The 7,543-nt window shown below is 64.2% G+C and carries 7 protein-coding genes and 1 tRNA gene; 4 read left to right on the top strand and 4 right to left on the bottom strand.

Going from position 1 to position 7,543, the window contains the following annotated elements:
• Positions 1 to 55: 55 nt before the first annotated feature.
• From L979_RS11290 to L979_RS11280, 3 genes are all read right to left on the bottom strand, one after another.
• On the bottom strand, positions 56 to 811 hold the full coding sequence (locus tag L979_RS11290) for a phosphoglyceromutase (protein ID WP_047692311.1): 756 nt from the start codon (positions 809 to 811) through the stop codon (positions 56 to 58).
• A gap of 84 nt (positions 812 to 895) precedes the next feature.
• Positions 896 to 1,258 carry a DUF2516 family protein gene (locus L979_RS11285; protein WP_047692310.1) on the bottom strand — a complete coding sequence of 121 codons (363 nt, stop codon included), beginning with the start codon at positions 1,256 to 1,258 and terminating at the stop codon, positions 896 to 898.
• Positions 1,255 to 2,406 carry a PLP-dependent aspartate aminotransferase family protein gene (locus L979_RS11280; RefSeq protein ID WP_156125561.1) on the bottom strand — a complete coding sequence of 384 codons (1,152 nt, stop codon included), beginning with the start codon at positions 2,404 to 2,406 and terminating at the stop codon, positions 1,255 to 1,257. The genes L979_RS11285 and L979_RS11280 overlap by 4 nt, the downstream gene beginning before the upstream one ends.
• Before the next feature lie 57 nt (positions 2,407 to 2,463).
• Between L979_RS11280 and tmk the strand changes: the two genes are divergently transcribed.
• The 4 genes from tmk (at position 2,464) to L979_RS11260 (ending at position 6,183) form a co-directional block, all read left to right on the top strand.
• Complete coding sequence (gene tmk, locus L979_RS11275; protein ID WP_369792994.1) at positions 2,464 to 3,195, top strand: dTMP kinase; 732 nt, start codon at positions 2,464 to 2,466, stop codon at positions 3,193 to 3,195.
• Entirely contained in the window at positions 3,192 to 4,331 is a 1,140-nt protein-coding gene (locus tag L979_RS11270; RefSeq protein ID WP_047692307.1) for a DNA polymerase III subunit delta', read from the top strand. The genes tmk and L979_RS11270 overlap by 4 nt, the downstream gene beginning before the upstream one ends.
• Before the next feature lie 8 nt (positions 4,332 to 4,339).
• On the top strand, positions 4,340 to 5,878 hold the full coding sequence (locus L979_RS11265) for an alpha/beta hydrolase (RefSeq protein ID WP_047692313.1): 1,539 nt from the start codon (positions 4,340 to 4,342) through the stop codon (positions 5,876 to 5,878).
• A gap of 232 nt (positions 5,879 to 6,110) precedes the next feature.
• Positions 6,111 to 6,183: transfer RNA gene (locus L979_RS11260), tRNA-Thr, on the top strand.
• Between the two features lie 151 nt (positions 6,184 to 6,334).
• Here L979_RS11260 and L979_RS16350 read toward each other — a convergent pair.
• Entirely contained in the window at positions 6,335 to 6,859 is a 525-nt protein-coding gene (locus tag L979_RS16350; protein WP_197052141.1) for an endonuclease domain-containing protein, read from the bottom strand.
• Between the last annotated feature and the right edge of the window lie 684 nt (positions 6,860 to 7,543).

Raw genomic sequence — 7,543 nt, 5'->3', positions numbered from 1 at the left:
GACAACGACGCCGACACTCACGTGAGTGTCGGCGTCGTTGTCTGTGGTTGAGGGGTTACTTCTTGCCCTGGTTGGCCACGGCCTGGATGTTGGCAGCAGCTGCCTCCGGGTCCAGGTACTCGCCACCGGGGGTGACGGGCTTGAAGTTCTGATCCAGCTCGTAGTACAGCGGGATGCCCGTGGGGATGTTCAGCCCGGCGATGTCATCATCCGAGATGCCGTCCAGGTGCTTGACCAGTGCGCGCAGGGAGTTGCCGTGGGCAGCCACCAGCACGGTCTTGTCAGCCTTGAGGTCCGGAACGATCTGCTCCTCCCAGTACGGCAGGAAACGCTCCAGGACGTCCTTGAGGCACTCGGTGCGCGGGGCGTTCTGAACGTCTGCGTAACGGGGATCGTGAGCCTGGGAGTATTCGTCGTTGTCGTCCAGCTCGGGCGGCGGGACGTCGTAGGAACGGCGCCAGGTCATGAACTGCTCTTCACCGTACTGGTCACGGACCTGGGTCTTGTCCTTGCCCTGCAGATCGCCGTAGTGACGCTCGTTCAGGCGCCAGGACCGCTTGACCGGGATCCAGTGGCGGTCAGCCGAGTCCAGGGACAGGTTGGCGGTCATGATCGCGCGGCGCAACAGGGAGGTGTGCACGATGTCCGGGAGGATGTCGCGCTCCTTGAGCAGCTCTCCGCCGCGTGCGGCCTCCTGCTTGCCCTTCTCCGTCAGCGGGACGTCCACCCAACCGGTGAACAGGTTTTTCTCGTTCCAATCCGACTGCCCGTGGCGCAGCAGGATCAGCTTGTACTTTGCTTCAGTAGCCATGACCTCAGTATTTCATCGGGCACACGGTGCTTGAGACCAAGTTGCCGCCCTGTGTCTGAGAGTTAAGGCTCAGGCCACGCCAACTCACCAGGCGGAGGGGCCCTGGGACTCCACATCCACGGCGGGCTTGACGTCCGCCAGGTAGACACCACACACGGTGGCGGTGAGCAAGGCGATGAAGTAGCCACCACCCAGGTTCAGACCGCCCGAGACCGCCGCCATCAGGGCCGGCACCGCACTGAGCACGGTCACGGCAGAACATGCACCCGTGACGGCCAACCAGAAGTTCCGTGTGCGCTTGAACGCACGTTCGAACTGGACAGCCTTGGTCCGGGTCAGGCAGTGGATGAAGGCAAGAGAGCAGATCACCGCAACGAACACCAGGACCGCCACGTTGCTCCAGGAGACAACTTGGGCAATCAGGAAGTGGAAGGGTGAAGAAATCATGACCCGAGCTTAACGGTCGAAAGCGCCTGGGTCAGATCCGCCCACAGGTCCTCCACGTTCTCGATTCCCACAGACAGTCGCAGCAGGGATTCGGCAACGGAGTCAGGTTCGTCGTGGTGGCGGCGTCGTCGTTCGATCAACGATTCCACCCCGCCCAGGGACGTTGCCGGGGTCCAGAGGCCCAAGGCCTCCACCACGTGCTGTGCACCGGCGGCGTCCGTGTCCAGCTCCATGCTGATGACGGCGCCGTAACCCCCGCGCATCTGCGCTGCGGCACGCTCATGGCCGGGGTCCTGGGGCAGGCCGGGGTAACGAACCCGGGACACGGCGGGGTGTTGGTCCAGGCGGCCGGCCAGCTCCAGGGCTGTCTGGTTGCTGCGCTCGACGCGCAGGGCCAAGGTGCGTACCCCGCGCAACGCCAGCCAGGTTTCGAAAGGTCCGGCGACGGCCCCGTGGATGCTCCGGTGGTGTTGCAGCGTGGCGCGCAATTCAGGGTTGGAGGTGACCACGGCCCCCAGCACGACGTCCGAGTGCCCTGCCAGGTACTTGGTCACCGAATGGATCACGATCTCCGCCCCCAGGCCCAGCGGTTGCTGCAGCAGCGGGGTGGCAAAGGTGTTGTCCACCGCGGTCAGAATGCCCTCCCGGCGGGTGGTGGCCAGCAGAGCGGGAAGGTCCGCGATCTCCAGCATGGGATTGGTGGGCGATTCGAGCCACAGCAGATCCGCGCCACGGGCCGCTTCCAGCGTTGCCTGGGTGTCCGTGACGTCCACTCGGGTCACAGTGAGGTGACCGGCGGCAGCGGCGTCGTCAACCAGGACCTGGGAGCCTTGGTAGGCGTGCGTGGGCATGACCACCCGGCCCCCGGCAGGCACCAGGGACATGACCGCGGCAACCGCAGCCAGACCGGAGGCCACGGCCAGAGCGGGAAGGTCCGAACCTTCCAGGCGGCCCAGGACACCCTCAAAGTCGTCCCAGGTGGGGTTGGACATGCGTGCGTAACCGCGGTCCGCATCAGTCATGTCACTGATGCCTCTGTAGGTGGAGGTCAGCACCAAGGAGGGGCTGACGGGGGCATCGTGAGCAGGCGCGGGGCGCCCCCCGGCGACGACGACGGTGTCCGGGTGCAGATCATGAGTTTCGGCCATGTCCACAACCTTAGATCCGAGCGCTGTGTTGTCTGTTCCCGCCGTTACAGTTGTGCCGTGACTTCCGCCGACTTTCCCCGCTACCCCCTCGGATCCGCCGCAGGTGAGCCTGATCCTTCGGTGCCGCGCGTGGGATTGTTCATTGCGCTGGAAGGTGGTGACGGTGCCGGAAAGTCCACGCAGATCAAGCGCCTGGCGCGCGGCCTTGCCCAGGGTGGCCTGGAAGTGCTGACCACGCGTGAACCAGGGGGGTCCGATCTGGGTGAACGCCTGAGGAATCTGGTGCTGGACCCACAGTTCGCCCCCGTGGACCCGCGCACGGAGGCCTTGCTGTTTGCCGCATCCCGCAGTTCCCACGTGGAGACCGTGATCCGACCCGCCCTGGAACGCGGCGCCGTGGTGATCACGGACCGTTTCCTGGACTCCTCCGTGGCCTATCAGGGTGCCGGCCGTGGACTGGGTACCTCCGTGATCCGGGATCTCAACGCGTGGGCCGTTCACGGCGTGATGCCTGATTTGACGGTGCTGTTGGACGTCAGTGCTGCCACGGGACGGCAGCGCCGCTCCACCCGCGCTGAGGACCGTATGGAACAGGAGTCCCAGGACTTCCACCATGACGTCCGGCAAGCCTTTTTGGCGCTGGCTCAGGATTCGCCGCAGCGCTACCTGGTCCTGGCCGCTGATCAGCCCATTCCCGTGCTTGCGCAGCAGATCAGTGAGCGTGTCACACAGTTGCTTGCGGAGCGCAATCTGGGTGATCAGGCGGCTGCCGGACGGAGCACACCGTGAGTGTCTGGGATGAACTGGTGGGTCAGGATTCCGTGGTGCACCAACTGCAGCGTGCAGCACAGGACCCAAACCCCACCCATGCCTGGCTGTTCACCGGACCACCTGGTTCTGGCCGGTCCAGCGCTGCCCTGGCCTTGGCCGCAGCCCTGTTGTGTGAGCAGACCGATCCCGCTCAGCGCGGCTGCGGCCACTGCGCCGCCTGCCGCACGGTGGCCTCCGGATCACACGCGGATCTGACACACTTCCGCACCGAGCACAACGAGATCCGCATTGATGATGCCCGCGAGCTGGTGGTTCGCGCGCAGGACAAACCATCCGTGGGCCGGTGGCGCGTGTTGGTGGTGGAAGATGCGGACCGCATGGTGGAACGCACCTCCAACGTGATGCTCAAAGCCATTGAGGAACCGCCGCCCAACACCATCTGGCTGCTGTGCGCCCCCAGCCCCATGGATGTGTTGGTGACCATCCGGTCCCGTTGCCGTCCGGTGACCTTGCGGATCCCGCCCGTGGATGCCGTGGCGCATCTGCTGGAAACCCGTGACGGTGTTCCAGCACCGTTGGCCATGGAGTGTGCGCGGCTTGCGCAGTCGCACGTGGGCGTGGCCCGCAGGCTCGCTCACTACGACGACGCCCGCCAGAGGCGACGCCAAGTGGTGGAAATGCCCCTGCGCCTGGGCGGCGTTGCCGATGCCGTCCGGGAAGCAGACCGGCTGACCAAGCTTGCGGAAGAGGAAGCCGCAGCTGATGCGCAAGCTCGTCACGAGGACGAAAAAGCTCATCTTTTGGTGGCCCTGGGGGCCCCTGAATCTGGCCGGATGCCACCGAACGTGCGCAGTGCGCTGAAGCGGCTGGAGGACGATCAGAAGCGCCGCGCCAAGCGGATCCGCACGGACACCCTGGATCGTTTTCTGATTGACCTGACCACGTTCTACCGGGACGTGCTCACCGTGCAGTTGGGAACCGGATCCGAGTTGATCAACACCCACCTGGCGGAAGATCTACGTGACTACGCCCTCAACAGCGCACCGGAGGAATCCTTGAAACGGATTGACGTGATCAGCCGGACCCGGGCCCGGATTCGCACCAACGCGGCAGCGGGTTTGGCTTTTGAAGCCATGGCGGTGTCACTGCTGTGAAGTGGGTGGTGAACCGAAAGGCCGGGCGCGCCCTGGCGGCCGGGATCGGTGCCGCCGTGTTGTTGGTGGGGTGCTCACAGGGTGGCAGTGCCGACTCCACCGATTCCTCCCCCGATGCCCTGGATGGAACGGATGCGGCCTTGTCCGAGTTCTACCAACAGGAGCTGAGTTGGGGCGAGTGTGGCCAGGTGGACAACGGCACGGATCTGGAATGCGCCGATCTGACCGTCCCCGTGGATTACGCGGACCCGCAGGGTGAGACCACCACGGTGGTCATGGCCCGCACCACAGGTAGCGGAAACGCCGCACAAGGCTCTTTGCTCATGAATCCCGGCGGCCCCGGTGGATCTGGTGTGGACTTCATGCAGTACGCCTCCACGCTGTTCAGCCAGGACGTTCTGGACAATTACCAGGTGGTGTCCTTTGATCCACGCGGTGTGTTCAGGTCTGACGGGATCACATGCCTGAGTGATTCCGAGCTGGATCAATGGCGGGAGAACTCCACCTTTGATCCGGAGACCGACTCCATTGATGTGATCCGTGAGGAGTACCGCACCGTGGGGCAGGCCTGCCAGGAGAACTCCGGGCCGGTGCTGGAGCACATGGACACCGAATCCGTGGCGCGGGACATGGACGTCATGCGTGCAGTCCTTGGAGATGCGCAGACCAACTACCTGGGTTTCTCCTACGGCACACAGCTGGGATCCACCTATGCCCAGCTTTTCCCGGAACGCGTGGGACGTTTTGTGTTGGATGGAGCCGTGGACCCGTCCTTGACCAGCAGCCAGATCACGTTGGGGCAGGCCCGCTCCTTTGACGAGTCCCTGCGGGAGTTTGTCCGCGACTGCACGGAAAACAACAACATGTGCTTCACGGACGGTTCTGTGGATGATGGTCTGGAACAGATCCAGACCATCCTTGACCGCACCCTGGAGCACACCATCACCGCAGGGGGCCGCACGGTCAGCACCGTGACTGCAGCAGAAGGTGTTCTGGTTCCGCTCTACAGTCCCGCCTCCTACGGCACACTCAACCTGGCGCTGCGCGATGCCCAAGACGGTGACTACTCAGCGCTGCAAAGACTCTCTGACGCCAATCACGGGCGCACCAGCAACGGCTCCTACCGGGGCAACTCCACCTTTGCGTTCTCCGCGGTCAACTGCCTGGACTACAACACGCGTGACGTCACGGACCAGCAGATGAACGACGACCAGGACGAACTACAAGCTGCAGCACCCGTGTTCGGCCAGTACCTGGGATACGCGGATGCTGCCTGCCAGGACTGGCCGGTGGCTCCCGTGCATTCCGCGGAACCTGCCACCTATGACGGCGACTCCCAAATCCTGGTGGTGGGCACCCAACACGATCCGGCCACCCCCTACCCGTGGGCCGAGGCACTGACAGAACAGTTGGGCAACGCACGGTTGTTGACCTACGACGGCTGGGGTCACGGTGCCTACACCAGCGGCAATTCGTGCGTGGTGGAAGCAGTCAACACGTACCTGGTAGACGGTGATGTGCCGGAGGAAGGGCAAGTCTGTGGATGACGGCCGGACCCCGCCATCTCGGACTGAAGCCTGCCGTTGGCAGTCCAGCACGTCTCTGACGGAATCCGCTCTCACTGCCTGCACGGGATCGGCGCGATGCAGGTGGCCGGCGAGCGGGAGGTCAGCGGGCGGCGTCGTGATTCGGGGTCTGGGCGATTTGGGGTCTGGGCGCGCGGCGGTGCTAAAGTAACGTGCGCGCTGGACAGCACCGTTATGCGATGCCCCGTGCAGCGCCTCCTTAGCTCAGTCGGTAGAGCGATTCACTCGTAATGAATAGGTCGCCGGTTCGATTCCGGCAGGAGGCTCAGATCCAACGGCCCGTCACCTCACGGTGGCGGGCCGTTCTGCATCCCACTGTGCTGCCAATTCCCCACCGGGCTGCGACATCACCGCCCACAGCGTGGGGTTCTGCGGGTTTTGTGGGAGGTCAACCACGCGGTGGGAACTGGACCAGGCTCATCTGCCCACGCGGCCCAACTCAGCCCGCAGCAACTCCACCAGAACCAGCGGGGACCGTACGATCGTGTCCCAGTTGACTCGAATCACCCGCCATCCGGCGTTGGTCAAGTCCTTTTCCCTTTGCCGCTCCGCGCGAATCATGGCCTCAGGGGTCCCGAACTGGCCCATGTACTTCACCCCGCCGTCGAACTCCAGAACCACCCTTTCCTTGACCCACGCGAAATCAACCCGGTGCCGGCCACCTGCGGTCGCGATCGTCACCTGCTGTTCGAACCCCAACAGCGCGTGGTCTTCCAGCACGAGCCGAGTCAGCGTCTCCCCGGGAGACTCTGCCAAACCGTTGGAACGGGCCAGAGCGGCAAGGGCCCGCCGAACGCCTCGGCGGTTTGGCACCACCTGTAGGACCGCTTCAACTGCTTCACGCGTTCCGCCAACCCGCACATAGTGGTCCAGAACAACGACGGCGTCACGCACCGCCAGCTCTCGCGAACAATCAGCGGCGGTTCGAGCAGGTGTGGTCACGAAAGCACCACCCAAGGTTTGGACCTCAGCTGTCCCCAAGGACCATGAATGAGCCTGGACACAGCGGTCCGTGCGATGACTCCCTGTGCCATGGTGCCCAATGATCGTGTGCGCCTTACGCGGCAGGGTCAGCACGGGCCACCCATGGAGCAACGCAGCCGACTCCCGACAGAAGATCAGAGGACGTCGCGCAGCCATGCTCAGTGCATAGTGTTCTTGTTCGCATCGCTGCCACGGCTTCAAGGACAGCCACCACGAGCGCGGGGCCCATACGTTCCGTTCAATGCGGAGCAAGCCGAATTTCTGGTCGCGCCCGTCGTGATCAGCTCGAGGGTATCGGCCCAGGGCGGAGAGGACTTCTTCCCCCGTGAGAAGCCGGTCCAGATTCAGACTGCTGGAGGCCTGGTTGTGGTCCGCGGCACCAGCGGCCAGAGTTCGATGTGTGGATGTTGTTCTCATGCACGGAGCATGCCGTGGTCCGGACGCGCCAACACCCCCTTGTTCGTCAATCTGTGGATGACAGGGCAGCGTCGTCGACCGACATGGCTGGGTGTGGAGTCGCCGACCCTGGCCTGTGCAGCGAAACCCCACGGCATCGTCGTGCTCCCACAAAAGCCGCGAGACCCCACGCTTTGGTGGGTGTTTTTGTCAGGCGGTGGGGAATCGACCAGGCGGTGGGGATTC

The sequence above is a fragment of the Kocuria sp. ZOR0020 genome (assembly GCF_000800955.1).
GTDB lineage: Bacteria > Actinomycetota > Actinomycetes > Actinomycetales > Micrococcaceae > Kocuria > Kocuria subflava.
This window is presented reverse-complemented; position numbering and strand designations above follow the sequence as displayed.

Coding starts and splice junctions, on each gene's coding strand:
- L979_RS11290 (WP_047692311.1), bottom strand. CDS start 811: ATGGCTACTGAAGCAAAGTACAAGCTGATCCTGCTGCGCCACGGGCAG.
- L979_RS11285 (WP_047692310.1), bottom strand. CDS start 1,258: ATGATTTCTTCACCCTTCCACTTCCTGATTGCCCAAGTTGTCTCCTGG.
- L979_RS11280 (WP_156125561.1), bottom strand. CDS start 2,406: ATGGCCGAAACTCATGATCTGCACCCGGACACCGTCGTCGTCGCCGGG.